This is a genomic window from Delftia sp. RIT313 (assembly GCF_000632165.1).
Classification (GTDB): domain Bacteria; phylum Pseudomonadota; class Gammaproteobacteria; order Burkholderiales; family Burkholderiaceae_C; genus Comamonas; species Comamonas acidovorans.
In genome coordinates this window covers 261145-288103 of sequence record NZ_JFYT01000057.1, presented here as the reverse complement: position 1 = coordinate 288103, position 26959 = coordinate 261145, and the positions used below count along the sequence as shown (strand labels likewise).

Sequence of the window (26959 nt, the reverse complement as noted above, 5' to 3'; positions counted from 1 at the left end):
CGTGGAACACCGGCGCAGTGCCGGCCCGGTGGCGGGGCCGGCCGACCCCTTGCAAGGCATTGGTGCGGCAAAGGTGGGAAAATCGCGGGTTCCCCGCTGGGTTCCCCTCGCTACATGAACGAGGGCCGCCTGCCATGAGCGCCGGAGCGTGAGTGCTCCGTGTCGGGGGCTTGGGCCGGGCAGGCCCCCGGAGTGATAAGCATGTTGTACCCACAGGAATTTGATGTGATCGTGGTCGGTGGCGGCCACGCCGGCACCGAGGCGGCGCTGGCCGCCGCGCGCATGGGCTGCAGGACGCTGCTGCTGAGCCACAACATCGAGACCCTGGGCCAGATGAGCTGCAATCCCAGCATCGGCGGGATCGGCAAGGGCCATCTGGTCAAGGAAGTGGATGCGCTGGGCGGCGCGATGGCGCTGGCCACCGATATCGGCGGCATACAGTTCCGCATCCTCAACAGCTCCAAGGGCCCGGCCGTGCGTGCCACGCGCGCCCAGGCCGACCGCATTCTCTACAAGGCCGCCATCCGCGACATGCTGGAGAACCAGCCCAACCTGTGGCTGTTCCAGCAGGCGGTGGATGACCTCATGGTCGAGGGCGACCGCGTGGTGGGTGCCGTCACCCAGGTGGGCGTGCGCTTTCGCAGCCGCACCGTGGTGCTCACGGCGGGCACCTTCCTGGACGGCAAGATCCACGTGGGCCTGAACAACTACGCGGCAGGCCGCGCGGGCGATCCGCCGGCCGTCAGCCTGTCGTCGCGGCTCAAGGAGCTGCAGCTGCCCCAGGGGCGCCTGAAGACCGGCACGCCGCCGCGCCTGGATGGCCGCAGCATCGATTTCTCGCAGTGCGAGGAGCAGCCCGGCGACGGCATGCCCGGTGGTGTCAACGAAGGCGTGCTGCCGGTGTTCAGCTTCATCGGCAATGCGGCCATGCACCCGCGCCAGATGCCTTGCTGGATCACCCACACCAACGAGCGCACGCACGACATCATCCGCAGCGGCTTTGACCGCAGCCCCATGTTCACGGGCAAGATCGAGGGCGTGGGCCCGCGCTACTGTCCCAGCGTCGAGGACAAGATCAACCGCTTTGCCGACAAGGAAAGCCACCAGATCTTCCTGGAGCCCGAAGGCCTGACCACCAACGAGTTCTATCCCAACGGCATCTCCACCAGCCTGCCCTTCGACATCCAGTACGAACTGGTGCGCAGCATGAAGGGGCTGGAGAACGCACACATCCTGCGCCCCGGCTACGCCATCGAGTACGACTACTTCGATCCGCGCTCGCTCAAGAGCAGCTTCGAGACGCGCCAGATCCAGGGCCTGTTCTTCGCGGGCCAGATCAACGGCACGACCGGCTACGAGGAAGCGGCGGCCCAGGGCCTGTTCGCCGGCCTCAACGCCGCGCTGCAGTGCCGTGGCCAGGAAGCCTGGCTGCCGCGCCGCGACGAGGCCTACCTGGGCGTGCTGGTCGATGACCTGATCACCAAGGGCGTGACCGAGCCCTACCGCATGTTCACCAGCCGCGCCGAGTTCCGTCTGCAGCTGCGCGAGGACAACGCCGACATGCGCCTGACCGAAGCGGGCCGCGCCATGGGCCTGGTGGACGATGCGCGCTGGGATGCCTTCAGCCGCAAGCGCGATGCTGTTTCACGTGAAACAGAGCGCCTGAAGTCCACCTGGGTCAATCCGCGCATCGTCACGCCCGAGGAGTCGGAGCGGGTGCTGGGCAAGTCCATCGAGCGCGAGTACAACCTGTTCGACCTGCTGCGTCGGCCCGATGTGGGCTACGGCAAGCTGATGAGCCTGAACGAGGGCCGCTATGCCTCGGCCGATGTGCAGCCGGAGGTGCTGGGCCATCTCAGCGGCTCCGTGGTCGAGCAGGTGGAAATCGCGGCCAAGTACGCGGGCTACATCGACCGCCAGAAGGACGAGGTGCAGCGCGCCGCCCACTTCGAGAACCTGCGCCTGCCGGCCGAGCTGGACTACATGCAGGTGCCGGCCCTGTCCTTCGAGGTGCGCCAGTCGCTGCAAAAGCACAGGCCCGAGACCTTGGGCCAGGCGTCGCGCATGTCGGGCGTGACGCCGGCGGCGATCTCGCTGCTGATGGTGCACCTGAAGAAGGGCGGCTTCCGCGGCTTTGCACCGGATGTGACTGACGCGAAGGGCGAGGAGGCATCCGCATGAGCCAGGAACTGCGCGCTCCGCTCGAAGCCGGCCTGCAGGCGCTGGGGCTGGACCTCACCCCCGCCCAGATCGATACGCTGATGGAATTCCAGGCCCTGCTGGGCAAGTGGAACAAGGTCTACAACCTCACGGCCGTGCGTGATCCGCAGGAGATGCTGACCCATCACCTGCTCGACAGCCTGGCTGCCGTGCCTGCGCTGCAGCGCCATCTGGCACAGATGCCTGCGCGCGAAGGCCGCACCGCCATGCTGGACGTGGGCTCGGGCGGCGGCCTGCCCGGCGTGGTCTTTGCCATCTGCTGCCCGCAGATCGACGTGCACTGCGTGGACACGGTGGGCAAGAAGGCGGCCTTCATCCAGCAGGCGGCGGCCACGCTGCGCCTGCCCAACCTGCGCGGCATCCACAGCCGCGTGGAGCAGCTGACCACGCGCTATCCGCTGATCAGCTGCCGTGCCTTTGCCTCGCTGGTGGACTTCACCAGCTGGTCGCGCCAGGCGCTGGAGGAGGGCGGCACCTGGCTGGCCATGAAGGGCAAGCACCCCGACGATGAAATCGCCGCGTTGCCCGCCGACGTGCAGGTGTTTCACGTGGAACCATTGAAGGTGCCGGGCCTGGATGCCGAGCGCTGCATCCTCTGGCTGCGCGTTTGCGCCTGATTTTTTTACCGAATGGCACACTGCCGCGTTGCGGCGGGGCCATGTTCCACATGCGCTGGCCATGGCCCTCGCATAAACTCCCAGCTTTCATCGCTCAGGGGTCAGCATGTTCGGCATCTCCGATTTCAGCGCATTCGTTGTTGCCATTCTTCTGTTTTTGCTGATTCCGGGGCCGGGCAATCTGGCGCTGATCACCTCCACCGGCAAGGGCGGCATACGTGCCGGAATGGCGGCCTGCGCCGGCGTGCTGGCGGCCGACCAGGTGCTGATCTGGATGGCCGTGGCGGGCGTGGCCGCGCTGCTGGCCTCCTATCCCACGGCCTTCCATGCCGTGCAGTGGCTGGGCGCCGCCTACCTGGGCTGGCTGGGTTTCAGGATGCTCACGGCCAAGCCCGGCGACAAGCCCGTGCTGCACATCGAGCCGCGCCACTACTTTCGCCAGGCCGGCCTGATCACCCTGATGAACCCCAAGTCCATCGTGTTCTACATGGCCTTCTTCCCGCTGTTCGTGGATCCCGCAAGCCACCAGGGCCTGCTCACGTTCGCGGTGATGGCGGCCACGGTGGCCGCTCTGACCTTTCTCTATTGCCTGATCGTGGTGCTGCTGACCGCGCATCTGGCCGAGCGCATGCGCGCCAATCCTGCGGTTTCCCGGGTTCTCGAAAAGACTGCGGGCGTGTTCCTGATCGGTTTTGGCCTCAAGCTGGCCATCGCCAAATAAGCGTGTAAATACCATGGCCAAAATCTTCTGTGTCGCCAATCAAAAGGGCGGGGTCGGCAAGACCACCACCGCCGTCAACCTTGCAGCGGGCCTGGCCAAGGTCGGCCAGCGCGTGCTGATGATCGACCTGGACCCGCAGGGCAATGCCACCATGGGCTCGGGCGTGGACAAGCGTGCGCTGGAGCTGTCGGTCTACGACGTGCTGCTGGAGAACGCTAGCGTCAAGGAAGCCGCCGTGCGTTCCGAGGCCGTGGGCTACGACGTGCTGGGCGCCAACCGCGAACTCAGCGGCGCCGAGATCGAGCTGGTCACCCTGGAGCGCCGCAACGATCGCCTGAAGGGCGCCCTCAAGGCGGTCGATGCCGACTACGACTTCGTGCTGGTGGACTGCCCACCCAGCCTGTCCATGCTCACCTTGAACGGCCTGTGCGCGGCCCATGGCGTGGTCGTGCCCATGCAGTGCGAGTACTTCGCGCTCGAAGGCCTGACCGACCTGGTCAACACCATCAAGCAGGTGCACGCCAACATGAACCCCGACCTGCAGATCATCGGCCTGCTGCGCGTGATGTTCGATCCGCGCACCACGCTGCAGCAGCAGGTCAGCGACCAGCTCAAGGAGCACTTCGGCGACAAGGTGTTCGACACCGTCATCCCGCGCAACGTGCGCCTGGCCGAGGCGCCCAGCTATGGCGTGCCGGGCGTGGTCTTCGACCCGGGCGCCAAGGGCAGCAAGGCCTTCATCGATTTCGCGCACGAGATGGTGCGCCGCATCAAGAAGATGTGAGAGCCATGCAGGTGCCACATGAAACGCCGGGGCAGGGCGTTGCTGCCGAGGACATCTGGCTGCTGCCCGGCTGGCAGAACTCGGACGCCGACCACTGGCAAAGCCGCTGGGAGCAGCGCCACGGCTACCGCCGCCTGGAGCAAAACGACTGGGACCGTCCGCTGCGCGGCGACTGGAGCGCCAGGCTGCAGGAGACGGTGCTCGACGCGCCGCGCCCCGTGGTGCTGGTGGCGCACAGCCTGGGCTGCATCCTTGTGGCCTGGTGGGCGGCGCATTCGCCGCTGGCCGCCCGCAAGGTGCGTGGCGCGCTGCTGGTGGCCCCCGGCGATACCGAGCAGCCCCAGCTGCGCGAGCAACTGCCCGGCTGGTCGCCCGTGATGATGCAGCGCCTGCCGTTTGCCTCCATCGTGGTCGGCAGCGACAACGACATTTACTGCAGCGCCCAGCGCGTGCAAGCCATGGCCGATGCCTGGGGCGCACGCTTCGTCGACGCAGGGCCTTCGGGCCATCTCAACACGGCCAGCGGGCTGGGCGACTGGGACAGCGGACACGCGCTGCTGGCATCGCTTTGACAAGGACAACACCATGGTGACCAAGAAACCCAAGGGACTGGGACGCGGGCTGGAAGCCCTGCTCGGACCCAAGGTCCACGACAAGGAAGAGGGCGGCGGCCCGGTGGCCGAGACCGGCCTGCCCAGCATCCTGCAGCTCGACGTCATGGTGCCCGGCCAGTACCAGCCGCGCACCCACATGGACGAGGGCGCGCTCTACGAGCTGGCCGAAAGCATCAAGGCCCAGGGGATCATGCAGCCCATTCTGGTGCGCCGCCTGGCCAAGGGCGACCACGCCGGCAAGTACGAAATCATCGCGGGCGAGCGGCGCTTCCGTGCGGCCCGCATCGCCGGCCTGGCCGAGGTGCCGGTGCTGGTGCGCGAGGTGCCCGACGAGGCCGCCGCCGCGATGGCGCTGATCGAGAACATCCAGCGCGAGGACCTCAACCCGCTGGAAGAGGCCCAGGGCCTGTCGCGCCTGGTCAAGGAATTCGGCCTCACGCACGAGCAGGCGGCCCAGGCCGTGGGACGCTCGCGCAGCGCGGCCACCAACATCCTGCGCCTGCTCAACCTGGCCGACCCGGTGCAGACCATGCTCATGGCCGGCGACATCGACATGGGCCATGCGCGCGCCCTGCTGTCGCTGGACCGCGCGGCCCAGATCACGGCCGGCAACCAGATCGCGGCCAAGAAGCTGTCGGTGCGCGAGGCCGAGGCCCTGGTCAAGAAGATCGGCGCCGACTTCAGCCTGGTGCGCCAGAAGTCCAAGAAGGACGGCAAGTCGCGCGACATCAAGCGCGTGGAAGAAGAGCTGTCCGACCTGCTCATGGCCGATGTCGAAGTGCGCATCAAGAAGTCCGTGCGCCGTGGCGGCAAGCTGCAGGAAATGGGCGAAGTGGCGATCCAGTTCGGCTCGCTCGATGCGCTCAACGGGCTGATCGAACGTTTGCGCGGTGATGCACCCGAGTGATGACAACAGCTTGTAACCGTCTGTGATCTGTCGTTCTCCAGCAAAGCAGCGCTTTTTCGCAAGGGTGAATCCCGGTATATTTGCGCGCTGTTATGCGGGGTAATTGTGTGTAATCGCTGACTGGCGACGCTGCCAGTGCGTGGACGCCCATTGCCCTGGCGCTGATTCACCTAGACCAGACCAAGAGGATTACAACGTGAAGAAGTATCTTGCCCTGACTGCCATCGCTGCCGTGGCGCTGACCGGCTGCGTGACCACCGACATGCGCATGGGCTCGCCGGAAGCCAAGACCGTGGCCACGGGCGCCGCAGGCGGTGCCAGCGCCGAGAACGCCAACACCGAGCTGGAGCGTTGCGACTCCTCGCTGGGCACCATCTCCCTGGTCGAGAACCAGACCGCGGGCTGGTACACCATCCTCACCCAGCAGTACCGCCTGCCGCCCACCTCGCAGCTGCTGCGCCTGATGATCCAGCAGTCCAACTGCTTCATCGTCGTGGAACGCGGCGCGGCCGGCATGGGCGCCATGGCGCGTGAACGCGCGCTGATGGACTCGGGCGAAATGCGCGGCGGCAGCAACCTGGGCAAGGGCCAGATGGTGGCCTCCGACTACGGCCTGTCCCCCGAAGTGATCTTCAACCAGAGCGATGCCGGTGGCATGGGCGGCGCCATCGGCGGCCGCGCAGGCGGCATCTTCGGCGCGCTGGCTGCGGCCACCAAGACCCGCGAGGCCTCGGTCATGCTGGCCCTGGTGGACAACCGCTCGGGCGTGCAGGTGTCGGCTTCCGAAGGCTCGTCCTCCAAGACCGACTGGGGCGGCATGGGCGCGCTGTTCGGCGGCTCTGCCGGCGCCTCGCTGGGCGGCTACACGCGCACGGCCGAAGGCAAGGTGATCGCCGCCGCCTTCATGGACGCCTACAACCAGATGGTGCGCTCGCTGCGCAACTACAAGGCGCAGACCGTCAAGGGCCAGGGCCTGGGCGGCGGTGGACGCCTGGGCGTGGACGGCGGTGCCGCACCCTCGCAGACATCGGCTCCGGGCGCCAATGCCGCCGGCATGTCGCTGCGCGCCGCACAGCAAAAGCTCAATGCCCTGGGCTACACCGCAGGCACGCCTGACGGCTCCATGGGCAAGAACACCCAGAACGCCCTGCGCGAGTTCCAGCGCGACCAGAGCCTGCCGCAGACCGGCCGCCTCGACCGTGCCACCTCGCAAGCACTGCAACAGCAATAAGCGGCTCCCGGCCGGAGGGCGCGCATGATGCGGCGCCTTCCCTGGCCGGCCCCGGCCCTTCTTGCCTGGGCGGGCGCCTGGCTTGGTTACGCCGCGCTGCAATCGACCCTAGGGCCGCTGGCCGCCTGGCTGGCGGCCTGTTTTTTGGGCGTGCTCGCCAGCCTGCTGGCCACGCCCTGGTGGCGGCGCCTGGCCGTGGCGGCGGGCTTTCCGCTGTCCTGCCTGATGCTGTGGGGGCCGGGCGGCCTGGCCGCCATCAGCCCCTGGCTGTGGCTGGCGGCGCTGGGTCTGCTCACCCTGGTCTACCCGCTCAACGCCTGGCGCGATGCGCCGCTGTTTCCCACGCCGACAGATGCGCTGCAAGGCCTGGCCGATGCTGCGCCGCTGCCCGATGGCGCCGCCGTGCTCGATGCGGGTTGCGGCCTGGGTGACGGCCTGCGCGCGCTGCGCGGGCAGTACCCGCAGGCGCGGCTCAACGGCATGGAGTGGAGCTGGCCGCTGCGCTGGCTGTGCGCGCTGCGCTGCCCCTGGGCCCGCGTGCGCCGTGCCGACATCTGGCTGGCCGACTGGAGCGGCTACCAGATGGTCTACCTGTTCCAGCGCCCTGAAAGCATGGGCCGTGCGGCCGTCAAGGCCGCCACGGAGCTGCCCGAAGGCGCCTGGCTGGTCAGCCTGGACTTTGCGCTGCCCGGCGTGGAGCCCTCCTGGCAGCGCCAGGGCCCGGGCCGGCATAGCCTCTGGGTCTACCGCATGCCGCTGGGCGGTGCCGGCGAGGCCGTGGTGCATGTGCCCGAGCCCGAGGAGACGCCCTACGAAAAGGCGCGGCGGGAGCTGCAGCAGCGCCGATGAGAGCCTGTGCCGCTCCAGCCGTGGCATTGCACGGCCGGGGCCAGGCACTGAGTCCGGACGGCGGGCCCACACACTTCGCGCCTTTGTCTTACAGGAGAAAGGCCGGCTCTCCATGCTCCCCGGAATTGACTCTTTGTGTTCGTGCGCAAGACTTGCTGTGCCTGCCATCCACAGATGCAGGCCCTGCAAGCCTTGACCCATCTGCTGCGCCAGGCTGCGGTGCAGATGACAAACACAAAGATCGCCAAGATGGATATGGAACTGTCTCGTGCATGCACGGCCCGCAGCCGCATGCGTTCGCCTTCTTCTTCGCTGCCTGTGCCCCCTCGGTCCGTGTTGAAAATCCTGGCATGGGGCGTGGCCTTGTGCTGCACCCAGGCGCAGGCCCAGACGGTCACGTCCACCGGCGATGTGGTGCCTGTCCAGGTGCCCAACCCCTCGCCCAGCTGGAATGCGGGCACCACGCTGCACGTCGGCAGTACGGGCACGGGAACGCTCACCATGGACAGCGGAGGCTCAGTGACCCACTCCGGGGTCGGCACCGTGGGCTACGACCTGGGCAGCAATGGCACGGTCACCGTCCGGGGCGTGGGTTCCACGTGGAACGGTTCAAGCAGTCTCGTGATTGGTGGCATGGGCACAGGCACCTTGAAGGTCGAAGATGGGGGCGTGGTGTCAGGCGTGGTGGGTGCTTTGGGCGATGTCCCTGAAGGCGTGGGCACGGCGACGATCAGTGGAACAGGCTCGGCTTGGCGCAGCACCCAGGATTTCTTCACCAGCTTCAACGGAACAGGCACGGTCACCGTGCGCGATGGTGGTGCGCTGTCTGTGCAGGGGGGCGCCGGGACCATCACCATGGATGCTGACCCGGGCGCTGTCGGAACCCTCCAGGTGGGCGGTGGACCGGCCGACGCCGCCATGGCGCCCGGCGTGGTCGATGCGGCCCGCATCGACTTCAGCCTGGGGACAGGCACCCTGCATTTCAACCACACGGGCGCCAACCTGGGCTTTGCGCTTGCGCTGTCCAGCGTCGATCCCGGCACGCACCGCATCACCCATCAGGCCGGCACGACCACGCTGTCGGCCAACAGCTCCGGCTTCTCGGGCAGCACCGCGGTCTCCGGGGGGCGGCTGGTGGTCGCCAATGCGCTTGGCGGCACGGCGTCGGTCACGGGCGGGCAGCTGGATGTCGATGGCACGCAGGGCGGCACCATCACGGCCAGCGGCTCCGGCGTGGTGACCGGGGCGGGCACGGTCTCTGGCGACCTGGACCAGACCGCCGGCGGCGTGCTGCTGGGCCAGCAAGGCCGCAAGCTCAGCGTTGCAGGCCTGGCGACGCTGGGCGGCGGTGCGGTGGTACAGGCCGGCCTGGGAGCGCCTTCGGCCACGGCCTTGTTCGATGTGAACGGCAATCTCACGCTGGGCGGCACGCTTGGCATCAATGACCTGGGCGGCTTTGGCGCAGGCGTGTACCGGCTGTTCGACTATCGCGGCACGCTGGCCGGGAGCCTGGCCTTCGGCGCGCTGCCCGCAGGCGTGGTGGCGGACAACCTGACCCTGCAGACTTCGGTGCCCGGGCAGGTGAACCTGCTCTCAACGGTCGGCGTGGCCCTGGGCTATTGGGATGGTGGCAATGCCGCGCTCAGGGACAACAACGTGGTCAACGGCGGCACAGGCGTCTGGCGCGCCGATGGCCGCAACTGGACCGGTGCCGGCGGCGCGCTCAACGGCCCTTATCAACCCAACCCCACCGTGGCCCGGTTCCAGGGCGTGGCCGGTGTGGTGACGGCGGATGCCGGTGCGGGGGCCATCGGCATTACCGGCATGCAGTTCGATGTCGATGGCTACCGCCTCCAGGGTGCGGCCCTGGAATTGCAGGGCGCGGGAGCCAACACGGTCAACGTGGCCAGCGGCGCGACGGCGACGGTGGCATTGGTGCTGTCCGGCCCGGGTGGCCTGGCCAAGGCCGGTACCGGCACGCTGGTGCTGGAAGCTGCCGGCAGCTACGGCGGCGCCACCACGGTCCAGGGCGGCAGTCTGCGTGCCGGCGCTGCCAATGTGCTGACCAGCGTTTCGGCCCATGAGGTGCAGGCTTCGGGCGTGCTGGATCTCGACGGCCTGGCCCAGACCGTGGCCAGCCTGGTGAACGCGGGCACGGTGCGCCTTCCCAGGAACGGCGCTCCGGCCGTACCCGGCACCACGCTGAGCGTGACAGGCAACTACAGCGGCGGCGGCGTGCTGGCCATGGCCACGCAACTGGGCAATGAAGCGTCGCCCAGCGACCGCCTGGTGGTGAACGGCAGCGTGACGGCAGGTGCGCCCACGCGCCTGGACATTGCCAACGCCGCAGGCCTGGGCGCGGCGACCGCGGGCAACGGTATTTTGGTCGTGCAGGTCAATGGTGCGGCATCGCCTGCAGGTGCCTTCGTGCTGGCGGCGCCGCTGGAGGCCGGAGGCTACAGCTACCAGCTGGTGCAGGTGGGCAGCCACTGGTATCTGCAGTCACGCCTGGCGGGTGCCACAGGGGTGCAGCAGATTCCCGCGCTGGGCACGGCCGGCCTGGCTGGCCTGGCCCTGATGCTGGGCGGGCTGGCTGCCTGGCGGCAGCGCCGCCGCCCGGGCGCCGTGCGGGACTGAGCACGGCGGCCTGCCTCTACTTCTTCGCGCTGGCCTTGCTCACGTAGAGCGACAGCGCGGCGATATCGGCCTCGCTGAGCGTGGCCTTGAACGAGGGCATGGCGCCTATGCCGTCGCGCAGGGCACGGGCCACGCGCGCGGCGTCGGGCTTGAGCTCGTCGAGCACGGGGCCGATGGCGCCCTCGGCACCCGCGTCCTTGAGCGTGTGGCACAGCGCGCAGGCGGGCGTGGCCGTGGCGAACAGCTTCTTGCCCAGGGCCATCTGGGCCGCTTCATCGGCCAAGGCGGGGGCGGACAGCAGGGCGCTGCCGAGCAAAGTGCTGCCCAGCAGGGTGGTGTGGATCAGGTATTTCATCGTGAACATGGCAATGGGGGTACGGGCCCGCCACGGTCGGGCGCCGTGTGCGGGAAGTGACGGGAGTGAAGAGAAGAGGTGGCGGGATGAGCGCGCGGGCCGTGCTCAGGCCACGGTGACGGTCACGGCGTGGTCGGCCCAGCTGGTGTTGTTGTAGCCACTCTGGTTTTCGCCGCGCGTCTCGGGCTGGACCCGGCCGCGTGCGTCGGTGGCGCGGCTGGCCAGCACATGCGTGCCCTTGGGCAGGCGCGCCTGCAGCACGAACTGGCGCCAGGCGTACTTGCCCAGGTCGGGGCCGACCAGGCGCGCGGCCTGCCAGCTCTTGCCGCCGTCCGTGGACACCTCCACGCCCTTGACGGCGTCCATGCCGCCAAAGGCCACGCCGTGGATCTGCACCAGGCCGGCGGCCTGCCCGCCGTCCTCGGGCAGGGGCGAGTTGATCCAGGATTTGACGCTCATCTCCTGCACCGAGGGCTGGCTCGGGTCGCCCTTGCTGCCGGGTGGCGAGATGCGGTAGCCGTGGGACATGATGTGGGCCTCGCTCTCGCGCGGCGTGAAGGTCAGCTGCTTGATGTACTTGATGTTGTTCACGCCGGTGTAGCCGGGCACGATCAGGCGCAGCGGCCCGCCATGGGCCAGCGGGATGGGCTCGCCGTTCATCTCCCAGGCCAGCAGCGCGTCTTCCATGGCCGACAGCGGCACCGAGCGCTCGACGATGACGCTCTTGGGGTCCAGCCCCGCAGGCAGCACCTCGCCGCCCGTGCCGGTCATGTAGAGACCGCCGTCTGACACACCGCCCAGGGCCTTGACCACCTCGCGCACGGGCACGCCGCTCCAGACCACGCAGCCGGCCGCACCCACGGTCCAGGCCGTGCCGCTGGGCTTGCTGGGAAAGAAGGCCCGGCCATTGCCCGAGCACTGCAGCACCATGGCCACGGTCTCCAGGCCCAGGGACTTGAGCTCGCGCACGCTGAGGCTGCGGGGCTGGCGCACGCCCTCCACCTGCAGCTGCCAGGCATCGCGGTCGGCCACGATGGATTCGGGCGGCGTGGGCAGGTTGTTGCGCACATAGAGCTGGTCGCTGGGCGTGATCACGCTGGTGCCGAAGGCGCCGCGCCGCGTCTCTATGGTGGTGGAGCTGTGGACGATGAGGGCATCGGCCTTCTTCCAGCCCGCGTAGCCGGGCAGGGGCTTGGTGGCCGGTGCTGCCGCAGCTGCCGGTGCCTGGGCCTGGGCCAGTGCGCCCTGATGCAGGCCGGCCAGGCCTGCGGCGGCCAGTGCGCTGGCGCTGCCGGCCAGCAGGCTGCGGCGCGCGGGGGAGGTGGGCGATGTCGGCAAGTGGTTCATGGTTGTCTCCTCGTGGTGGTTGTCAGGGGGCGTGTCATGGCGTCTCATGGGGCATCTCATGGGGCAGGGGGGCCCAGGGCCTTGCTGGCCACGGCCAGGGCCTGTTTCTTCTGGGCCACCAGCACCAGCGGCCGGCCTTCGCGCGAGCGGACGACCTGCCAGTGCATGTTGGCCCACCAGCCTTGGCCATCGGCCAGGCGCTGGGGCTGGTCGAAGGCCAGCACGGTGACGATGCCGCCCTTCTCGAAGAAGGTGGTCAGGTGGTAGGCGCGCGTGCCGTCGATGTCGCAGGGCCGCATCAGCTGGGTGTAGCCGGGCAGCTTCTCGCCGGCCGGCAGGTCCATGCGGCGCGCGACCTCGGCCTCGGGCATGAAGCTGCCGCGCAGCGTGCGCTCGTAGTACTCGTGCTCGATGGCGGCGCGCACCAGCTCGGGCGGGCGCATGGCGAACACGGCGGTGGCGGCCGAGCTGCCCACCAGCAGCGCGGCGATCAGCCGGCGCACGCCGCTGCGCGCATGCCAGGGCGTGTGGCGCAGCAGATGGGCGGGGGGCTCGCCGTGCGGCCCGGGGTCGAAGGCCAGGGCCAGTTCGGCGCGTGCGCGCAGGTCGAATGCCGATTCGTCGGTCGTGTCCGGGGCAGTCATTTCAAGCCTTGGTATCGTGTGGCGCGCAGCGGGTTGGGGCGCAGCGGAATCACGCTGGCAGTCTCTGGAGCAGGCGCCGGGGCCGCCTGCTCCAGCGCCGCCTTCAGCGCATCGCGGGCGCGTGACAGGCGCGACAGCACCGTGCCCGGCGCAATGTCCAGGGCCTCGGCCATCTGGGCCGTGGGCATGTCGTCGAAGTAATAGAGCACCAGCACTTCGCGGTGGATGGGCGCGATGCGCGCCAGCGCCTTGACCACGTCGAGCCGGTCGTCCAGCGCCGAAGGCGAGGGGGTGGGGGCGGGATGCTGGTCCAGCGCCTCGTCATCGCTGACCAGATGGGCCGATGGCGCAAGGTGCCGGAAGGCATGGCGGCGCATGATCTGGAACAGCCAGGCCCGCGCCATTGCGGCCTCGCGCAGCTGGTGGCGAAAGCGCCAGGCGCTGGTGAAGCAGTCCTGCACCACGTCCTCGGCCAGCGCGCGCGAGCCGGTCAGCGCCCAGGCGCTGCGCAACAGGAATCGGTAGTGCTCGCGCACCCACTGGTTGTAGCGCGACTCGGCGGTGGAGATCATGCGGCATAAGAGCACGCAGGGCGCCGCCCTATTCCATGGGCTGGCCTTAGGCAAACCCTATATCGGATCAGCTATCGCGAAGAGGCGATGGTTCCCTGTCATTCCCTGGTCGGCCGCGATACAGCGCCTGTTCCGACCCTGTGGGCAGCGGAACCGGCCTGCTGCCCGAAGAACCGTGCCGGAGGCATGCCCACCGTGCGGTGCACCATGGCGCTGAAGGCGCTGGGGCTGTAGCCCAGCTCGGCGGCGATCTGCTGTATGGGCAGGCCGCGCGCGGCCAGGCTCAGGCCATGGGCCAGCACCACTTGCTGGCGCCAGGTGGTGAAGCTGCAGCCCAGCTGCTGCTGGAACAGCCGGGCCACGGTGCGCGGGCTGGCGCCGGTGTCTGCCGCCCAGTCGGCCAGGCTCTCGTGCTGGGTGGGGTCGGCCACCACGGCCTCGCAGAGCATGCGCAGCCGCTTGTCCTGGGGCATGTTCACGCCAAGGTGGACTTCGCTGGCGCGGCGCAGTTCTTCCAGCAGCAGGGCGCTCAGATGGTGCTCGCGCTGCAGGGTGGCGGCGTCCGGGGCGGGCTGGTCATCGCTTTGCTTGGGCAGGGCCGTGATCAGCTCGCGCATCAGCGGCGAAACCTCCAGCACGCGGCAGCGTGCCCAGTCCTGCGGGTTGCAGGCCACGCCGCAGGGCGGGAGGTCCGGCAGTACGGGGCCCTGGGCCGGATCGTCCTGCAGCACGTAGATGGAGACGAGATCGGCTTCCTCGACCATGGCCACGGCGTGGACCAGGCCGGGCGGAATCCACACGGCCTTGGAGGGTGGTGCGATCAGCGTGCCCTGGGGGGCCGACAGGTGCAGCACGCCGTCCAGCGAGATGGCGATCTGTGCCCAGCTGTGGCTGTGCGGTATGACGCGCGTGCGTGCCGACAGGCGGTGCTGCTTGGCGCGCACGGGGCGCTGGGGCGTGGGCACGAACAGGTGCGGATGCAGGGCCTCGACCGGCTCCATTGGCCGGGCCCTGCGCACCGACCGCAGTGCGGCTGCGGGACAGGCGCTGGGCAGGGTGTCGGCAGAAGGGTCGGCAAAAGTGTGGGCAGGGGTGCCGGGCGTGGAGACAGGCTTTGGCATGTTTGCGACAGAAGTTGGCAGACTATCGCATACAAGACGAAACGCTGCTGCCTAAGATGCGGCCCATGACCGCCTCTTCTTCTTCCATGCCGGACGCCGTGGCTCCGGACCCGCTGCGCAGCGATGTGCGCACCATCGGCCTGATCGGCCTGGCGCATGGTTCCTCGCATTTCTTCCACCTGCTGCTGCCGCCGCTGTTCCCGTGGCTGATTGCCGAGTTCGGCTACAGCTATGCCGAACTCAGCGTGATGGTGTCGCTGTTCTTCGTGGTCTCCGGCGTGGGACAGGCCATGGCCGGCTTTGCCGTGGACCGCTTCGGCGCGCGCCCCATTCTGTTTGCGGCGCTGGGCAGCTTCACCGTGGCGGGCGTGGTCGCCAGCCTGGCACAGGGCTATGGAATGCTGCTGCTGGCAGCCTTTTTCGCGGGCCTGGGCAATGCGCCCTTCCACCCGGTGGACTTCACCATCCTCAACAAGCGCGTGTCGGCCAAGCGCATCGGCCATGCGTTCTCGGTGCACGGCCTGTCGGGCAATATCGGCTGGGCGCTGGCGCCGCTGTTCATGGCGGGCATCACCACGGCCACGGGCTCGTGGCGCCTGGCCTGCCTGTGCGGCGCGGCCCTGGCCGCCGTCATCCTCACCATCATGGTGCTCAACCGCGAGGCGCTGGACGACCGTGCGGCCGATGCCCAGGCCCCCGCGGCGCGCGCCGCTGCGGCCGCCGTGCCGCAGGAGCATCCCATGGCCTTCCTGAAGCTGCCCTCGGTCTGGCTGTGCTTCTCGTTCTTCTTCTGGAGCACCTGCGCGCTCAGCGCCATCCAGAGCTTTGCCAGCCCCGCCATGCAGTCCATGTACGGACTGCCGCTGAGCGTGACGGCGCTCATCGTCACGGGCTACATGCTGTGCGGCGCGGCAGGCATGCTGGCCGGCGGCTTCCTCGTGGGACGCGTGCAGCGGCTGGAGAAGGTGATCTCCATCTGCATGCTGGGCTCGGGCGTTGCGCTGTTCCTGGTCGGCACGGGCTGGCTGCCGGCCATGGCGGCCGTGGCCGTGGCCTCCATCGCGGGCCTGGGCACGGGCCTGGCCGGCCCCTCGCGCGACATGCTGATCAAGCGCGCCGCCCCGCCCGGCGCCACCGGCCGCGTCTACGGCACGGTGTATTCGGGCCTGGACCTGGGCTTTTGCCTGGCCGCGCCGGTGTTCGGCTACATGCTGGACCACGGCATGAGCCACGGCGTGTTCTACGGATCGGCCATTGCCCTGGTGCTGAGCGTGGTGTCGGCCGTGGTCGTGGGCGATGGCGTGAGCAAGAAGGGCGGCATGGCGCTGAGCGCGGGCTGATCCCGGGTCTCGCTCCCCACAAGGCCCCGCAGGCCAAGGCTTGCGGGGCCTTTGCTTTGGGCGGTGAGATGGACAAAACAGGCACGGCAATTGCGTGCGTCCTGCGCGGCGCCTGCTATCGTGCAGGCACAACTTTTTCAACACAGGAGACCTGTCCATGCGTTCCGCCTTCGCACCGCTTTCCCTCATGTTCCGCAGCGCCCCGCTGGCGCTGGCCCTTGCCATGGCCGGCCTGTCCGGCAGTGCCCTGGCTGCGCCCAAGGCCGATATCCAGGCGCTGGCGCAAAAGCACCAGCAGCCCTTGCTGGACACGCTGCGCGACCTGGTGCACATCGAGTCGGGCAGCAAGGACATGGAGGGCGTGGAGCAGATCGCCAACTACGTGGCCGGCAAGCTGCGCGAGCAGGGCGGCAAGGTCGAGATCCTGCAGCCCACCGACGTCTACCGGCTGGGTGACACGCCCGAGAAGATCGGTCCCATGGTGCATGCCGAGTTCAAGGGCAAGGGCACCAGCCGCATCATGCTGATCGCCCACATGGACACGGTCTACCTGCGCGGCATGCTCAAGGACCAGCCGTTTCGCATCGACGGCGAGCGCGCCTACGGCCTGGGCATTGCCGACGACAAGCAGGGCGTGGCCCTGATCCTGCACACCGTGGCCATGCTGCGCCAGCTGGGCTTCGACAACTACGGCACGCTGACCGTGCTGATGAACAGCGACGAGGAAATCAGCTCCCCCGGCGCGCGCAGCACCATCACGCGCATGGGCGCCGAGCAGGATGCGGTCTTCTCGTTCGAAGGCGGCGGCACCGACGGCGGCGTGCGCCTGGCCACCAGCGGCATCGGCGCGGCCTACCTCAAGGTCGAGGGCAAGGCCTCGCACGCGGGCGCCAAGCCCGAGGACGGCGTGAACGCGCTGTACGAGCTGTCGCACCAGCTGCTGCAGATGAAGGACTTGTCCAAGCCCGAGACCGGCCTCAAGCTCAACTGGACCGTGGCCAAGGCCGGCACCAACCGCAACGTCATTCCCGCCGAGGCCACGGCCCAGGCCGACGCCCGCGCGCTGCGCGTGGCCGACTTCACGGCGCTGGAGCAGGCCATGCAGGCCAAGGTGGGCCACAAGCTGCTGGACGCCAGCAAGGTGCAGCTCAAGTTCGAAGTGCGCCGCCCGCCGCTGGAGGCCAACGAGGCCTCGCGCAGCCTGGCCAAACAGGCGCAGACCATCTACAGCGATGAGCTGGGCCTGAAGATGAGCGTGATGGAAAAGGCCACGGGCGGCGGCACCGACGCGGCGTTTGCGGCGCTCAAGGCCAAGGGTGCGGTCATCGAGGGCTTTGGCCTGAGCGGCTACGGTGCGCACTCCAATGATGCGGAGTATGTGCAGCTGAACACCATCGTGCCGCGCCTGTACCTGGCCACGCGCATGATCATGGACCTTTCCAAGTAAGGGTTGGCTATCAGGCTTCACTCCTGCGTTAAGCCAAAGCCAGACGGTGGCTTGAGTCGCTTTTTCTGACCCTGCCGGGTGGTTGTTTTTCGAGGCCGGGTCTCGGCCCGGCAGCCGACTGCCCTTTCTTGTTTCGCCAAGAAAGGTCAGGTCAAAGAAGGCGATCCGGACGTCCGCGACCCTCCGCTTCGCTGCGGGCAACCTGCGTCGTGGCCATACGGGAGTGAACAACAGGCGCCGAGCATTTGCGGACGCAAAAAAGGGCATGCCTTGCGGCATGCCCTGAAGGCGCATCGTGGGGCGCTCTGTGTTCTTTACTGCGAAGAGATGTTCTTGTCCTTGGCGATCTTGCTCCAGCGCGTGAAGTCGGCGTTCAGGCGTGCCTTCATGGCCGCGCCGTCCTGGTAGGTGGCGATGGCGCCTGCGGCCAGCATCTTCTTTTGCAGCTCGGGCTCGGCCAGGATGAGCTTGAGCTCCTGGTTCAGGCGCTGGACCACGGCGGGAGGTGTGTTCAGCGGGGCGATCAGGCCGCCCCAGGTGTCGGCGTCGAAGCCGGGGAAGCCCTGCTCGGCCACCGACTTCACATTGGGCAGCAGCTGCTTGGCCTTTTGCGAGCTGACGGCAATGGCGCGCAGCTTGCCTGCCTGGATGTGGGGCAGGGCCGCGACCACGTCGGCGAACATCACGGCGATCTGGCCGCCGATCAGGTCGGTCACGGCCGGCGCGCTGCCGCGGTAGGGCACGTGCTGCATGTCGAAGCCGCCCAGGTCCTTGAGCTGCTCCATGGACAGGTGGCCGAAGCTGCCCGTGCCCGAGCTGGTGTAGTTCAGCGCCGGCTTGGCCTTCTTGGCGTGCTCGATCAGCTGCTGCAGGTTGGTCACGTCAGGCAGCTCGCGCGGGTTGATGACGATGGCCATGGGCAGGTCATAAACCGTGGCCACGGGCAGGAAGTCCTTGCGCACGTCGTACAGGTTGTTGTTGAACAGCATGGGCGCCAGCAGCGCGGGCATGCCGAACATGGACAGCGAGTAGCCGTCGGGCTGCGACTTGATGAAGGCCGCCGTGCCCACCGAGCCCGAGGCGCCGGGGCGGTTGTCGATGACGATGGTCTGGCCCAGGCGCTCGGTCAGGCGCTGCGCGACGATGCGCGCGGCCGTGTCGGTGGGGCCGCCGGGCGGGAAGGCCACGGTCAGCTTGATCAGCTTGTCGGGCCACTGGCTCTGGGCCCGGGCGGCGGGGGCCAGCGTGGCGATGGCGGTGGCGCAGGCGGCGGAAAGGATCTGGCGGCGCGAGGCCTGGAAGGGGGTGGAAGTCATATGTCTCCTCAAGCGGGAAGGGGTGGAAATGAGAGCCGTGGAGCGGTCTGGGTGGGAACGTCTGCGCGCTCTCAGATGATGTTTTTGGCGCGCAGTGCGGCGCGGGCCTGTTCGTCCAGGCCCAGGCGCTGCTGCAGCACCTCGTCGGTGTGTTCGCCCTGGTGCGGCGGCGGGCGGCGCACGGGCAGGCGCTGGCCGTCCAGCGCATAGGGCGGGGCCAGCACGGACTGGCTGCCGGCCTCGCTGTCCTCGAAGCGGTGCAGCAGGCCGGCGTCGGCCGTGCGCTGCGAGTTCAGGGCCTCGAACAGGCCCAGCACCTCGCCGCAGGGAATCTGCGCGGCCGTCAGGCATTCGAGCAGTTGTGCGCGCGTGAAGCGCAGCAGCTCGGCCTGCACCAGCGGCATCAGCAGATCGCGGTTTGCCGAGCGTGCGGTATTGGTGGCAAAGCGCTCATCGGCGGCCCACTCGGGCTTGGCGATGACGTCGGTGCAAAAGCGCTGGAACTGGCCGTTGTTGCCCACGGTGATGACCAGCGGGCCGTCGGCCGCCTCGAACACGCCGTAGGGCACGATGGACGGATGGGCGTTGCCGAACTTGGGCGGGTCGCCTGCCTTGAGCAAGGCCTCCATGCCGTAGTAGCTGGTGATCATCAGGCCGCAGTCGTACAGGGCCATCTGCACATGACGGCCGCGCCCGCTGCGCTCGCGCTCGTAGAGCGCGGCCAGGATGGCCTGGGCCGAGTACATGCCCGTGAACATGTCCACGGCGGCCACGCCGAACTTCAGCGGACCCTGGCCCTGCTCGCCGTTCATGGCCATGATGCCGGACTCGCCCTGCACCACCAGGTCGTAGCCGGGTCGCGTGGCCTCGGGGCCGCTGCGCGAGTAGCCCGAGATGGAGCAGTACACCAGGCGCGGGTTCAGCTGCGACAGCTGCTCGTAGCCCAGCCCCAGCTTCTCGGCGCCGCCGACCTTGAAGTTCTGGATGACCACATCGCTGTCGGCCGCCAGCTCGCGTGCGATGCGCAGGCCCTCTTCGGCCTGCAGGTCCAGCGTGACCGAGCGCTTGTTGCGGTTGGCGCTGTTGAAGTAGGAGGTGTTGCGCTGGCCCACGCGCACGCCCCAGTCGCGCGTGTCGTCGCCGCGGCCCGGGTGCTCGACCTTGACGACATCGGCGCCCAGGTCGGCCAGCGCCATGGCGCACATGGGGCCGGCCAGCACGCGCGAAAGATCCAGGACGCGCACGCCGTCCAGCGGCAGGGAAGAGGGGAGAGCACTCATGCGAAACCTTGTCGAACCACGAAAACCGCAACGGGCCGGTGATGCCCGGGCAGGCCCGCATTCTTCATTCGTTTATGGACTTTGACAATCGTGCTAAAAAATGGACATTGTGTGTACTGAGGTTTGACAATGGATCTGGGCGGACTGTCCCTGCTGGTGGACATCATCGAAGCCGGCAACCTGAGCCGCGCCGCCGTGCGCCTGGGCATGAGCCGCGCCAACGTCAGCCACCGGCTCAACCAGTTCGAGCGCCAGATCGGCCAGCAGCTGCTGCGCCGCACCACGCGCCAGGTCGAGCCCACCGAGCTGGGCCTGCGCCTGTACGCGCATGGACGCGCGATACGCCAGGAAGCCATGGCGGCGGACGAGTCGGTGGACAGCCTGGGCCAGAGCCTGCAGGGCACCGTGCGGCTGAGCGTGCCCAGCGGCTACGGCCAGCTGCAGATGTCGGGCTGGCTGACGGAGTTCATGCGCATGCATCCGGGCATCACGCTGGAGGTGATCTTCGACAACGACATCGAGGACCTGATGCAGGGCGCGGTGGACTTCGCCGTGCGCGTGATGACCGAGCCGCCTGAAAGCCTGGTGGCCTGCAAGCTCGGCGATGTGCTCTACGAGGCCTGCGCCACGCCGCAGTTCCTGGCGCAGCATGGCCATCCCGATTCGCTGCTGGCGCTCAAGCGCGTGCCGCTGATCACCTCGGCGCTCACGGGCCAGAAGCTGCGCACGGCGGGCATGAACGGTGCCCGGCCCACCGAGCTGCGCATACGCCCGCGCCTGATGTCGCCCAACTTCCATTTCCTGCGCGATGCCGTGCTGCAGGGCCTGGGCGTGGCCGTGGTGCCGCGCTACATGGTGGCAGCCGAGCTGGCCAGCGGCGCGCTTGAGCGCCTGCCGCTGCCGCCGGGCAGCCTGGACTTTCTGGCCACGCGCCAGTACCTGCTGTACATGCCGTCCCACTTCCAGACGCGGGCCATCACCACGCTGATCGACTTCCTGCGCGAGAAGGCCGCGGCGGAGGGACTCAGAGGCTGAAGATCTTGCCGGGGTTCAGGATGTTCTTCGGGTCCAGCGCCTGCTTGATGGAGCGCATCATCTGCACCGCGCCGTCGCCGGCTTCCTCGCGCAGGAAATCCATCTTGTGGATGCCCACGCCATGCTCGCCCGTGCAGGTGCCGCCCAGCGCAATGGAGCGCGACACCAGCTGGTGGTTGAGCTGCTCGGCGCGCGAGCGCTCGTCCTCGTTGTCCGGGTCGATCAGGTAGCCGAAGTGGAAGTTGCCGTCGCCCACGTGGCCGACGAGGAAGTAGGGAATGCCGCTGTCATCGGCCTCGCGCACCGAGTCCAGCAGCGCATCGGCCAGGCGGCTGATGGGCACGCAGGCATCGGTGGTGATGCAGCGGCAGCCGGGGCGGCTGGAGACGGCCGCGAAATAGGCGTTGTGGCGGGCCGTGAACAATCGCGTGCGGTCCTCGGGACGCTCGGCCCATTCGAAGGCGTTGCCGCCGAACTCGCCTGCGATGTCCTGCACCATCTCGGCCTGCTCCTTGACGCCCGTGGGCGAGCCGTGGAACTCCATCAGCAGCATGGGTTCCTCGCGCAGCGTGAGCTTGCTGTAGGCATTGACCATGCGCACCGAGTTCACGTCCACCAGCTCCACGCGGGCGATCGGCACGCCCATCTGGATGGTCTGGATGACCGTGCGCACGGCGGCCTCGATGCTGGGGAAGGAACAGATGGCCGCGCTCACGGCCTCGGGCAGCGGGTACAGGCGCACCGTGATCTCGGTGACCACGCCCAGCGTGCCTTCGCTGCCCACGATCAGGCGAGTGAGGTCGTAGCCCGCGCTGCTTTTCTTGGCGCGCGTGCCGGTGCGCATCAGCTCGCCGCTGGCCGTGACCAGTTCCAACGCCAGCACGTTCTCGCGCATGGTGCCGTAGCGCACGGCATTGGTGCCGCTGGCGCGCGTGGCGGTCATGCCGCCGATGGAGGCATCGGCGCCGGGATCGATGGGGAAGAAGAAGCCCGTGTCCTTGATGGCATCGTTGAGCTGCTTGCGCGTGATGCCGGGCTGCACGGTGACCGTGAGGTCCTCGGTGTTGACCGAGAGAATGCGGTTCATGCGGCTCAGGTCCAGGCTGATGCCGCCCTCGACGGCCAGCAGATGGCCTTCGAGCGAGGAGCCTGCGCCGTAGGGGATGACCGGCACGGCATGCTGGTCGGCCAGCTTCAGCGCGTCCTGCACGTCCTGCGTGCTTTCGGCAAAGACCACGGCCGCAGGCGGGGGCGCCTGGATGGCGCCCTCGTCGCGGCCGTGCTGTTCGCGCACCGCCAAAGCCGTGGAGCACTGGGCGCCGAAACGCTGGGCCAGGGCTTGGAGGAAGGCTTCAGGGATGGGGCGCTGAGCGAAGTCAGGCTGCAGGCGGACGGGGGCGACAGGGGCGTTCATCGGTGTTCTCCAGGGGGAACTGGAAAGAATACCACCGGCCCTGCCGCCCAACCGTGTGGGTCAGCCGCCAGGCATCCGGGTGTCAGCGCGGCTGGACAGCCTTGCTGAATTCATCGCGCGACAGCGATCCGTTCTTGTCGGCATCGATCTGGGCGAAATTGCTGCTCACGGCGGGCAGGGCCTCGGCCTCCTTCTTGCTCAGCTTGCCGTCCCGGTTGGTGTCGGCGCGGTCGAATGCGGCCTGGACATCGTTGGTGCCAGCGGGGGCGGGGGCACTTTGCACGCCAGCGGCAGGTCCCATCTGGGCGGCGGGAGGCGGGGGCGCGGCAGGTGCCTGTGTCTGCGCCATGGCAGTGACGCTGCCCAGCGAAATGGCCGCGAACAACATCACGCTGCGGATTTCAAAACCAGAGACTTTGCGCAGTTGAGAGGTCATGTGTCGAACTCCTTGTCGAACGTGGAACATGACTGCATTCCACCTGTTGCAGCGCAGCAGGGCCAGCACTTTTGCCGGCTGTTGCCTGCTACAACATTTGCGTGCCGCCTGTAACGCACAATTGGGTGTTGGGCCGTTACGGGTCCGGCTTTCCACCCCCGCACCGCCAAGGAGAACGCCCATGGGCAACCGTTTGACACAGATCGCCACGCGCACCGGAGACGACGGCAGCACGGGCCTGGGCGACAACACGCGCGTCTCCAAGAACAGCGGCCGCCCGCACGCCATGGGCGATGTGGACGAGCTCAATTCCCACATCGGCCTGCTGCTGTGCGAGGCCCTGCCCGACGACGTGCGCGAACTGCTGGTCGATGTGCAGCACCAGCTCTTCAACCTCGGTGGCGAGCTGTCCATTCCCGGCTATGAACTGCTCAAGGACGACGCCCTGCTGCAGCTCGATGAAGCGCTGGCCCACTACAACGCGCAGCTGCCCCGGTTGCAGGAATTCATCCTGCCGGCCGGCAGCCGTGCCGCAGCCCAGGCCCATGTCTGCCGCACGGTGGCACGCCGCGCCGAGCGCATGGTGGTGGCGCTGGAGCAGGGCGAGGCCATGCGGCCCGCGCCGCGCCAATACCTGAACCGCCTGTCGGACCTGCTGTTCGTAATGGCGCGCGTGCTCAACCGCATGGATGGCGGCGACGACGTCTACTGGAAGAGCGAGCGGATGGCCCGCGCGCAGTCCGCCGAAGAGTGAACCTGCACTGAACCTGCGCTAATCCCGCGCCAATTCCGCGTTTAGGACGGCCCATGCGCCTGCGCCACATCGAGGTCTTCAATGCCGTCATGCAGACGGGCAGCGTCAGCGCTGCCGCACGGCTGATCAACATCACCCAGCCGGCCGTCAGCCGCACCCTGCAGCACGCGGAGCTGCAGCTGGGCTTTGCGCTGTTCCAGCGCGCACGCGGCCGGCTCACGCCGACCAATGAGGCGCTGGCGCTGTTCCCCCACATCGAGAAGCTGTTCGAGCAGCTCGACGAGGTCCAGCGTCTGGCCGACAACCTGCGCCATGGCCGGGCAGCGGACCGGCTCACCGTGCTCACCGTCTTCGCGCTCAGCCGCGAGGTGCTGCCGCGCGCCGTGGCCGGATTTCGGCGCCGCCACCCCCAGGTGCAGGTCCATGTGCAGGCGCTGCACACGCCCCAGGTGGTCTCGGCCCTGCTGCTGCAGGAGGCCGACGTGGGCTTCGTCATCAGCTCCGTGGGCCAGCCCGCGCTGGAGCATGAACTGCTGGCCGAGGTGGACATGTTCTGCGTGCTGCCCAAGGGCCTGCTGCCGCCCTCGCGCGTGCGCGAAGAGGGCATGGAGCTCAAGGACCTGGCCGAGCTGCCCGTGGTCGCTCTCGATGCGCGCGACCCGCTGGGCATGCGCCTGGGCCAGGCCTGCCGCGAGCACGGCGTGGGCCTGTCGCCCGTGGTCACCGTGCAGACCTACCACGCGGCCCTGTCCATGGCCGAGTACGGCCTGGGCGCCGCCATCATGGACGGCTGCACCGCCCTGGCCGCCGACCGCCGCAAGGTCCATGTCGTCCCCCTGCTGCCGCGCATCACGGTGGGTGTGAATGCACTCAGCCTGCCCCAGCGGCCGGGGTCGGTGCTGGCGCGGGCAATGACCGAGGAAATGCGCAAGGCCTTGCGCGAGTTGCTGGCTGGTTGAGGCCTGCGGGTTTCAGGCCTGCTCCATCTGCCCCACCAGCCTCTGCGCCGATCCGAACGCCAGCGTCAGCCCCAGCGCGCCGTGCCCTGTCTGCAGCCACAGGTTGCGCGGACCGCCGCGCTGGCGGCCGGTGAGGGGCAGGCCGGTGGGTGTGGCGGGTCGCATGCCGGTCCAGGGGTGGAGGTTGCCGTCCAGCGGCAGGTCGGCGAAGACCTCCTGCGTGGAGCGGCGCAGGCTGGCGATGCGGCGCGGGTCGGTGCGCGTGTCCCGGCCCACGATCTCCACCATGCCGGCCACGCGCAGGCGTTCGCCGATGCGTGCGAAGACGACCTTGCGTGCGGTGTCGGTGACGCTGACCCGGGGCGCGGCGTGCGGCAGCTGCGCGGCGGCATCGGCGGTGATGCTGTAGCCCTTGAGCGGGTAGACGGGAATGCGCAGGCCCAGCTGGCGCGCGTGGACCGCGCTTTCCCAGCCGCTGGCCAGCACGTAGTGGTCGGCGCGCAGCGGCAGCGGGCCTGCGGCGGTGCGCAGGCCGGTGATGGCGTCGCCTTCGCGCTCGAAGCCCTGCAGCTCCACGCCGTAGCGCAGTTCGGCGCCGCGTGCGGTGAGCCGGGCGGCCAGTTGTTCGCACAGCAGGCGGCAGTCGGCGGCGGCCTCGCTGGGCGTGTGCACGGCGCCTGCAATGCGCTGGGCGTAGCCGGCGAGCGCGGGTTCGACGCGCGCCACTTCGGCGGCGTTGACGATGCGCTGCGGCGCGCCACCCAGGCCCGCTTGCAGTGCCACCTGCTGCGCGGCGGCATCCAGCGCCTGTTGGGTGGGGTAGAGCACCAGCTTGCCCGGCGTGTGCAGGTCGCAGGCCAGTGCTTCGTCGGCCTGGAGCGACTCGAAGGCCTGGCGGCTTTCGGCGGCCAGGGCCAGCAGGGCGCGCGTGCCTTCGGCCGAGGCATGGGCATTGCAGGCGCCCAGAAAGCGCAGTCCCCAGGCCCATTGCGCGGGGTCGGCGCGCAGGCGGAAGGCCAGCGGCGAATCCTTTTCCAGCAGCAGGCGGGGCAGCATCTTCCAGATGCCGGGATCGGCCAGCGGCTGCACGTAGGAATAGCTCAGCTGCGCGCCATTGCCGCCGCTGGCGCCCTGGGCGGGGCCCGGTGCGCGGTCCAGTACGGTAATGCGATGGCCGGCCTGCTGCAGCGCCCAGGCCGTTGCCAGGCCGACGATGCCGGCGCCCACGATGCAGACATGCATTGATCGTTTCTCCATGCAGCCGCACTGTAGGCCGCGCGCGGCAGGCCGGGCCATGGCATTTGGCACAGGGGCCATGCACGCAGGTTATGGCCGGGGGCTGCTGCTCAGGGCAGGGCGACAGCCCATAACCGGCGGGCATGGACCGGCCCGATATTGTCATTCCGCAAAGGCCGCCGCCCTTCCTACACTGGCCGCACATCCACCAAAGACGAGGAGACAAGCATGCAACTTCACACCACCGCGCTGTGCGCGGCCCTGGCCCTGGGAGGCCTGGCTGCGGCCCATGCCGACACGCTGGCCAAGGTGCGCGACAGCGGCCGCATCACGCTGGCCTACCGCGAGTCCTCCGTGCCCTTCAGCTACCTGGACAACGGCAAGCCCATCGGCATGACGGTGGAGATGTCCCAGGCCGTGGCCGAGGCCGTGAAGAAGGCGGTGAACCGGCCCGATCTCAAGGTGCAGTGGCAGGCCGTGACCTCGCAGAACCGCATGCCGCTGCTGGCCAACGGCACCATCGACCTGGAATGCGGATCCACCACCAACAACACGGTGCGCGGCAAGGAGGTGGCCTTTGCCATCAACCATTTCTACACGGGCACGCGGCTGCTGGTGAAGAAGAGCTCGGGCATCAAAAACTACGCCGACCTCAAGGACAAGACCGTGGCCATCACCACGGGAACCACCAATCTGCAGGTGCTGCGCAAGGCCAATGCCGACAAGGCCTGGGGCATGAACATCGTCATGGCCAAGGACCATGCGGACGGCTTCCTGCTGGTGGAGAACGACCGCGCCGCGGCCTTCGGCATGGACGACATCCTGCTCTTCGGCCTGATCCCCACGGCCAAGAACCCCGGCGACTTCGAGGTGGTGGCCGACTCGCTGCAGGTCGAGCCCTATGCCTGCATGCTGCGCAAGGACGACCCCCAGTTCAAGCAGCTGGTCGATGGCGTGATCGGCGACATGATGAAGTCGGGCGCGTTCGCCAGGCTTTATGACAAGTGGTTCATGCAGCCCATTGCCCCGAGGAACGTGGCCCTGGGCCTGCCGATGAGCGAGCAATTGCAGAAAAACCTGCAGGACCTCAGCGACAAACCCGCTTTTTGATTTCGGATCGCAG

25 protein-coding genes are annotated in these 26959 nt (G+C 68.5%); 15 read left to right on the top strand and 10 right to left on the bottom strand.

The window, feature by feature from the left end; genetic code table 11:
* Window positions 1-201: 201 nt before the first annotated feature.
* From mnmG to BW39_RS17955, 9 genes are all read left to right on the top strand, one after another.
* Window positions 202-2181, top strand: a complete 1980-nt coding sequence (gene mnmG / locus BW39_RS17995; RefSeq protein ID WP_043823427.1) for a tRNA uridine-5-carboxymethylaminomethyl(34) synthesis enzyme MnmG — start codon at window positions 202-204, stop codon at window positions 2179-2181.
* On the top strand, window positions 2178-2837 hold the full coding sequence (gene rsmG, locus BW39_RS17990) for a 16S rRNA (guanine(527)-N(7))-methyltransferase RsmG (RefSeq protein ID WP_013799961.1): 660 nt from the start codon (window positions 2178-2180) through the stop codon (window positions 2835-2837). Before mnmG ends, rsmG begins: the two co-directional genes overlap by 4 nt.
* Window positions 2838-2943: 106 nt before the next feature.
* Window positions 2944-3558: a LysE family transporter gene (locus BW39_RS17985; RefSeq protein ID WP_012201988.1), complete on the top strand. Its 615-nt coding sequence runs from the start codon at window positions 2944-2946 to the stop codon at window positions 3556-3558.
* Window positions 3559-3571: 13 nt separating this feature from the next.
* Window positions 3572-4342: a ParA family protein gene (locus BW39_RS17980; protein ID WP_012201989.1), complete on the top strand. Its 771-nt coding sequence runs from the start codon at window positions 3572-3574 to the stop codon at window positions 4340-4342.
* A gap of 5 nt (window positions 4343-4347) precedes the next feature.
* A complete protein-coding gene (locus tag BW39_RS17975) occupies window positions 4348-4914 on the top strand; it encodes an RBBP9/YdeN family alpha/beta hydrolase (protein WP_034397530.1) in 567 nt (188 codons plus the stop codon).
* A 13-nt stretch (window positions 4915-4927) separates the two neighbouring features.
* Window positions 4928-5863, top strand: coding sequence for a ParB/RepB/Spo0J family partition protein (locus BW39_RS17970; RefSeq protein ID WP_013799965.1), 936 nt, complete (start codon window positions 4928-4930; stop codon window positions 5861-5863).
* A 196-nt stretch (window positions 5864-6059) separates the two neighbouring features.
* On the top strand, window positions 6060-7094 hold the full coding sequence (locus BW39_RS17965) for a peptidoglycan-binding domain-containing protein (protein WP_013799966.1): 1035 nt from the start codon (window positions 6060-6062) through the stop codon (window positions 7092-7094).
* 24 nt (window positions 7095-7118) lie between these two features.
* Window positions 7119-7943, top strand: a complete 825-nt coding sequence (locus BW39_RS17960; RefSeq protein WP_043823423.1) for a hypothetical protein — start codon at window positions 7119-7121, stop codon at window positions 7941-7943.
* 336 nt (window positions 7944-8279) lie between these two features.
* Window positions 8280-10580 (top strand): IPTL-CTERM sorting domain-containing protein, encoded by a 2301-nt coding sequence (locus BW39_RS17955; protein ID WP_161786998.1) that lies wholly within the window; start codon window positions 8280-8282, stop codon window positions 10578-10580.
* 16 nt (window positions 10581-10596) lie between these two features.
* Here BW39_RS17955 and sorU read toward each other — a convergent pair whose 3' ends face one another.
* The 5 genes from sorU to BW39_RS17930 form a co-directional block, all read right to left on the bottom strand.
* The gene (gene sorU, locus BW39_RS17950) at window positions 10597-10944 is read right to left on the bottom strand and encodes a SorU family sulfite dehydrogenase c-type cytochrome subunit (protein WP_043823421.1); all 348 of its coding nucleotides are present in this window, start codon (window positions 10942-10944) and stop codon (window positions 10597-10599) included.
* 96 nt (window positions 10945-11040) lie between these two features.
* The gene (gene sorT, locus BW39_RS17945; RefSeq protein ID WP_043823468.1) at window positions 11041-12282 is read right to left on the bottom strand and encodes a SorT family sulfite dehydrogenase catalytic subunit; all 1242 of its coding nucleotides are present in this window, start codon (window positions 12280-12282) and stop codon (window positions 11041-11043) included.
* Between the two features lie 56 nt (window positions 12283-12338).
* Window positions 12339-12926, bottom strand: coding sequence for a hypothetical protein (locus BW39_RS17940; RefSeq protein ID WP_043823419.1), 588 nt, complete (start codon window positions 12924-12926; stop codon window positions 12339-12341).
* Window positions 12923-13498, bottom strand: coding sequence for an RNA polymerase sigma factor (locus BW39_RS17935; RefSeq protein ID WP_043823418.1), 576 nt, complete (start codon window positions 13496-13498; stop codon window positions 12923-12925). Before BW39_RS17935 ends, BW39_RS17940 begins: the two co-directional genes overlap by 4 nt.
* 98 nt (window positions 13499-13596) lie before the next feature.
* Window positions 13597-14619 (bottom strand): AraC family transcriptional regulator, encoded by a 1023-nt coding sequence (locus BW39_RS17930; protein WP_043823416.1) that lies wholly within the window; start codon window positions 14617-14619, stop codon window positions 13597-13599.
* 65 nt (window positions 14620-14684) lie between these two features.
* On the opposite strand from BW39_RS17930, the gene BW39_RS17925 reads away from it, so the two are divergent.
* Together BW39_RS17925 and BW39_RS17920 are read left to right on the top strand one after the other, a co-directional pair.
* Window positions 14685-15959, top strand: coding sequence for an MFS transporter (locus tag BW39_RS17925; protein ID WP_043795639.1), 1275 nt, complete (start codon window positions 14685-14687; stop codon window positions 15957-15959).
* A gap of 157 nt (window positions 15960-16116) precedes the next feature.
* Window positions 16117-17406, top strand: a complete 1290-nt coding sequence (locus BW39_RS17920; RefSeq protein WP_012202000.1) for a M20/M25/M40 family metallo-hydrolase — start codon at window positions 16117-16119, stop codon at window positions 17404-17406.
* Between the two features lie 314 nt (window positions 17407-17720).
* Here the strand turns inward: BW39_RS17920 and BW39_RS17915 are convergent, their stop codons facing one another.
* Window positions 17721-18722: a Bug family tripartite tricarboxylate transporter substrate binding protein gene (locus BW39_RS17915; RefSeq protein ID WP_013799975.1), complete on the bottom strand. Its 1002-nt coding sequence runs from the start codon at window positions 18720-18722 to the stop codon at window positions 17721-17723.
* Window positions 18723-18793: 71 nt separating this feature from the next.
* On the bottom strand, window positions 18794-20002 hold the full coding sequence (locus tag BW39_RS17910; protein WP_013799976.1) for a CaiB/BaiF CoA transferase family protein: 1209 nt from the start codon (window positions 20000-20002) through the stop codon (window positions 18794-18796).
* Between the two features lie 129 nt (window positions 20003-20131).
* On the opposite strand from BW39_RS17910, the gene BW39_RS17905 reads away from it, so the two are divergent.
* Window positions 20132-21037, top strand: coding sequence for a LysR family transcriptional regulator (locus BW39_RS17905; protein WP_043823415.1), 906 nt, complete (start codon window positions 20132-20134; stop codon window positions 21035-21037).
* On the opposite strand, the gene BW39_RS17900 is transcribed toward BW39_RS17905, so the two are convergent.
* Together BW39_RS17900 and BW39_RS17895 are read right to left on the bottom strand one after the other, a co-directional pair.
* Window positions 21027-22451 carry an FAD-binding oxidoreductase gene (locus tag BW39_RS17900; protein WP_013799978.1) on the bottom strand — a complete coding sequence of 475 codons (1425 nt, stop codon included), beginning with the start codon at window positions 22449-22451 and terminating at the stop codon, window positions 21027-21029. The two genes, BW39_RS17905 and BW39_RS17900, sit on opposite strands and share 11 nt — an antisense overlap.
* An 82-nt stretch (window positions 22452-22533) precedes the next feature.
* Entirely contained in the window at window positions 22534-22887 is a 354-nt protein-coding gene (locus tag BW39_RS17895) for an EF-hand domain-containing protein (RefSeq protein WP_043823412.1), read from the bottom strand.
* 181 nt (window positions 22888-23068) lie between these two features.
* On the opposite strand from BW39_RS17895, the gene BW39_RS17890 reads away from it, so the two are divergent.
* Window positions 23069-23641, top strand: a complete 573-nt coding sequence (locus BW39_RS17890; protein ID WP_043823410.1) for a cob(I)yrinic acid a,c-diamide adenosyltransferase — start codon at window positions 23069-23071, stop codon at window positions 23639-23641.
* Between the two features lie 53 nt (window positions 23642-23694).
* Window positions 23695-24600 (top strand): LysR substrate-binding domain-containing protein, encoded by a 906-nt coding sequence (locus BW39_RS17885; protein WP_016452275.1) that lies wholly within the window; start codon window positions 23695-23697, stop codon window positions 24598-24600.
* A gap of 12 nt (window positions 24601-24612) precedes the next feature.
* Here the strand turns inward: BW39_RS17885 and BW39_RS17880 are convergent, their stop codons facing one another.
* Window positions 24613-25842: a D-amino acid dehydrogenase gene (locus tag BW39_RS17880; RefSeq protein ID WP_043823408.1), complete on the bottom strand. Its 1230-nt coding sequence runs from the start codon at window positions 25840-25842 to the stop codon at window positions 24613-24615.
* A gap of 222 nt (window positions 25843-26064) precedes the next feature.
* Between BW39_RS17880 and BW39_RS17875 the strand changes: the two genes are divergently transcribed.
* Entirely contained in the window at window positions 26065-26946 is an 882-nt protein-coding gene (locus BW39_RS17875; RefSeq protein WP_012202010.1) for an amino acid ABC transporter substrate-binding protein, read from the top strand.
* Window positions 26947-26959: the final 13 nt, after the last annotated feature.

Bases quoted from the DNA above. Each gene is read 5' to 3' on its own strand.
- mnmG (WP_043823427.1), top strand. From the start codon at position 202: ATGTTGTACCCACAGGAATTTGATGTGATCGTGGTCGGTGGCGGCCAC.
- rsmG (WP_013799961.1), top strand. From the start codon at position 2,178: ATGAGCCAGGAACTGCGCGCTCCGCTCGAAGCCGGCCTGCAGGCGCTG.
- BW39_RS17985 (WP_012201988.1), top strand. From the start codon at position 2,944: ATGTTCGGCATCTCCGATTTCAGCGCATTCGTTGTTGCCATTCTTCTG.
- BW39_RS17980 (WP_012201989.1), top strand. From the start codon at position 3,572: ATGGCCAAAATCTTCTGTGTCGCCAATCAAAAGGGCGGGGTCGGCAAG.
- BW39_RS17975 (WP_034397530.1), top strand. From the start codon at position 4,348: ATGCAGGTGCCACATGAAACGCCGGGGCAGGGCGTTGCTGCCGAGGAC.
- BW39_RS17970 (WP_013799965.1), top strand. From the start codon at position 4,928: ATGGTGACCAAGAAACCCAAGGGACTGGGACGCGGGCTGGAAGCCCTG.
- BW39_RS17960 (WP_043823423.1), top strand. From the start codon at position 7,119: ATGATGCGGCGCCTTCCCTGGCCGGCCCCGGCCCTTCTTGCCTGGGCG.
- sorU (WP_043823421.1), bottom strand. From the start codon at position 10,944: ATGTTCACGATGAAATACCTGATCCACACCACCCTGCTGGGCAGCACT.
- sorT (WP_043823468.1), bottom strand. From the start codon at position 12,282: ATGAACCACTTGCCGACATCGCCCACCTCCCCCGCGCGCCGCAGCCTG.
- BW39_RS17940 (WP_043823419.1), bottom strand. From the start codon at position 12,926: ATGACTGCCCCGGACACGACCGACGAATCGGCATTCGACCTGCGCGCA.
- BW39_RS17935 (WP_043823418.1), bottom strand. From the start codon at position 13,498: ATGATCTCCACCGCCGAGTCGCGCTACAACCAGTGGGTGCGCGAGCAC.
- BW39_RS17930 (WP_043823416.1), bottom strand. From the start codon at position 14,619: ATGCCAAAGCCTGTCTCCACGCCCGGCACCCCTGCCCACACTTTTGCC.
- BW39_RS17925 (WP_043795639.1), top strand. From the start codon at position 14,685: ATGACCGCCTCTTCTTCTTCCATGCCGGACGCCGTGGCTCCGGACCCG.
- BW39_RS17920 (WP_012202000.1), top strand. From the start codon at position 16,117: ATGCGTTCCGCCTTCGCACCGCTTTCCCTCATGTTCCGCAGCGCCCCG.
- BW39_RS17915 (WP_013799975.1), bottom strand. From the start codon at position 18,722: ATGACTTCCACCCCCTTCCAGGCCTCGCGCCGCCAGATCCTTTCCGCC.
- BW39_RS17910 (WP_013799976.1), bottom strand. From the start codon at position 20,002: ATGAGTGCTCTCCCCTCTTCCCTGCCGCTGGACGGCGTGCGCGTCCTG.
- BW39_RS17905 (WP_043823415.1), top strand. From the start codon at position 20,132: ATGGATCTGGGCGGACTGTCCCTGCTGGTGGACATCATCGAAGCCGGC.
- BW39_RS17900 (WP_013799978.1), bottom strand. From the start codon at position 22,451: ATGAACGCCCCTGTCGCCCCCGTCCGCCTGCAGCCTGACTTCGCTCAG.
- BW39_RS17895 (WP_043823412.1), bottom strand. From the start codon at position 22,887: ATGACCTCTCAACTGCGCAAAGTCTCTGGTTTTGAAATCCGCAGCGTG.
- BW39_RS17890 (WP_043823410.1), top strand. From the start codon at position 23,069: ATGGGCAACCGTTTGACACAGATCGCCACGCGCACCGGAGACGACGGC.
- BW39_RS17885 (WP_016452275.1), top strand. From the start codon at position 23,695: ATGCGCCTGCGCCACATCGAGGTCTTCAATGCCGTCATGCAGACGGGC.
- BW39_RS17880 (WP_043823408.1), bottom strand. From the start codon at position 25,842: ATGCATGTCTGCATCGTGGGCGCCGGCATCGTCGGCCTGGCAACGGCC.
- BW39_RS17875 (WP_012202010.1), top strand. From the start codon at position 26,065: ATGCAACTTCACACCACCGCGCTGTGCGCGGCCCTGGCCCTGGGAGGC.